This is a genomic window from Leptospira semungkisensis (assembly GCF_004770055.1).
In the GTDB taxonomy this organism is placed as follows: Bacteria; Spirochaetota; Leptospiria; order Leptospirales; family Leptospiraceae; genus Leptospira_B; species Leptospira_B semungkisensis.
The window spans coordinates 1-2,188 of the sequence record NZ_RQEP01000022.1 but is presented as its reverse complement, the minus strand read 5'-3'; the positions used below and the strand labels follow the sequence as shown (position 1 = coordinate 2,188).

2 protein-coding genes are annotated in these 2,188 nt (G+C 35.9%); both read right to left on the bottom strand.

Annotated features, from left to right (window positions below; translation table 11 throughout):
• Nucleotides 1-350 precede the first annotated feature (350 nt).
• Nucleotides 351-1,262, bottom strand: a complete 912-nt coding sequence (locus tag EHO59_RS18105; RefSeq protein WP_135589886.1) for a hypothetical protein — start codon at nucleotides 1,260-1,262, stop codon at nucleotides 351-353.
• Nucleotides 1,263-1,463: 201 nt separating this feature from the next.
• Nucleotides 1,464-2,093: a hypothetical protein gene (locus tag EHO59_RS18095; protein WP_135589884.1), complete on the bottom strand. Its 630-nt coding sequence runs from the start codon at nucleotides 2,091-2,093 to the stop codon at nucleotides 1,464-1,466.
• Nucleotides 2,094-2,188: the final 95 nt, after the last annotated feature.

Below are 2,188 nucleotides of genomic sequence, written 5' to 3'. Positions count from 1 at the left end.
CTATTGCTATGTATTTAATTAGATTTAGATTAAAATGGATAATCTTATGAAACTTAGCAAATTGATTTGTTGTTCTATCAATATTACCTAAATCAAATTTAAAAAAATCTGGCAAATTCATAATACATCCTATTTTATATTAATTACTTTAAGCCTGCCATGGACGGCAGGCGCTATTAATTGAGGGGCGCGGCATGGCAGATAACGACCAAGGTGTTCCGACGTTTGCAATGGCACGAGTTTGCTTTGCAAACGAAGTGACAGAAGCAAATGTGGCGAAGCCCGAGCGAGAGTTGCGAAGCAATCTCGAAGCGGAGCGGAAGCACCGACAGTTAGGCGATGGCGTGCTATTAATCCAATAAGCCGCTTACTTCAGTCAATTCTGCAACACGGAAGCAAGTATTTACTGTTTCTCTAAACATTTCCATATCCCAATTGTTTCGTTCAAAAATCGATTTACCGCTTTTATATATCAGTCTCATAAAATTAAAATATTGTCTTTCAATTCTGGAATTTATTCTATATGCTTTCCAAAGAACTATTGAGATATCAAACAATTCCGCAAATTCATTCTTAAGATTACTTTCATAATCCTCAGTATTATAAAAAATAATTGCTGGCCAATATAATTCAGTATGTTCATTATTCATATCAAATTGAGGCCCAACAAGCAATGAAGCATTATCATTAATATCAGAAATTACTCCAGAATTAATTAATATCCTCGGGCCTTGGTGACCGCTTTGTTCTAATCTGACGGCTTGTACAACTGGCATACCTGTAAAAATTGGATATTCATAGTTGCTAGCATTATAAATGCTCGGAACTATACCTCGATTTACTTCCCCAGAAGAAATACCTCCTCTAAAGAGAACGGGATACCAATTTTGCAAAGATTGAGTTGTGACAATCTGTGCATTCTCAATTTCTACGTTACTCACAGTTGTCTCATGTGGACTCTCAGCCCTTTCTGGAAATCTCATCGATTTGCCATGGTATAAAAAAGAATCCAATAAAAATCGGCTCAATTGCGGAAGAAATGAATTTATATCTTCGGACGTAATAACGACTGAATCGGAAAAAGGAATAAAATCTTGAATTGAATCAATGGTAAATATACCTCCCCTGCTTTCATTGCGATAATAAGGTTGATTTCTGAAATTGAAAATTTGCAAATAGCTACTGAGTAATCTATTGGCGCCTTCTAAATCTGATTCCACAAAATACGAGAATCCTAATAAATCCAAATAAGCAATATACATTAAATATTCCTATATATAAATTTCGCACGCTTTCGCCTAACGACCAGTAATTGTCGAAGTTCCGCGCGTCCGAAGGACTTGGCGCGAGGCTTGCTCTGCAAGACGAGTGACAAAGCGGAATTTGGCGAAGCCCAAGCAAGGGTCGCGAAGCGATCCCGAAGCGCAGCGACAATTTTTAAGTTAGCCGAAGTAAGGTCATTATTAATCCGATACATTCCTTTTTAGAATGAATTTCTCAAAACAATAAAATAGACCAGCAAATATGAAATCCGATGACTCTCCATTTGTATAATATTTAGATTTCAATCTACTCACTGCGAAGTTATCATTATCGATTACTGCAAAATCGTAGTCCTCTAATTTAAATATTTCTTCCGAGATATTACCAAGTCCATATGATGTCGATTTCGCAATTTCTCCCGATTCATAGAAACAATGAGTTACAAATAGTGGAGACACGAAAAGAAATTTGGACTTTTGCATAAGTTCGTTACTAAATTTCCCCAAGGCAAACGATAATGGATCGTCAAGAATAAATATCTCTCTAGCCAAAGCTAATTCAGCGGCCGTACGAATATATTGTCGTTCTGCGATGTTAAATTCAATGGGCACGCTAATGAAGAAATACGATTTCAACCATCTAGTTGAGTTGTATGTTGAATCAATTAGGTTCTTTAAATTAGAAACCAATTCCTCATCGTAAAGCCAAGGATAATTTGGATAAACTTCTTTGTAATTGTAACTCATAGTAATATTACTTGAAGTATTTCTTACAGAAAATCCAGTTGAACTGAACTGAAGAAGAATCGCATATTTTTCAAAAAGTTTCATAAAGTATTTATTCTATTCTATATATATTTTTGACCTTATTGCGCATAACGACCAAGGTGTTCCGACGTTTGCGATGGCACGAGTTTGCTCATGCA

Coding starts and splice junctions, on each gene's coding strand:
- EHO59_RS18105 (WP_135589886.1), bottom strand. CDS start 1,262: ATGTATATTGCTTATTTGGATTTATTAGGATTCTCGTATTTTGTGGAA.
- EHO59_RS18095 (WP_135589884.1), bottom strand. CDS start 2,093: ATGAAACTTTTTGAAAAATATGCGATTCTTCTTCAGTTCAGTTCAACT.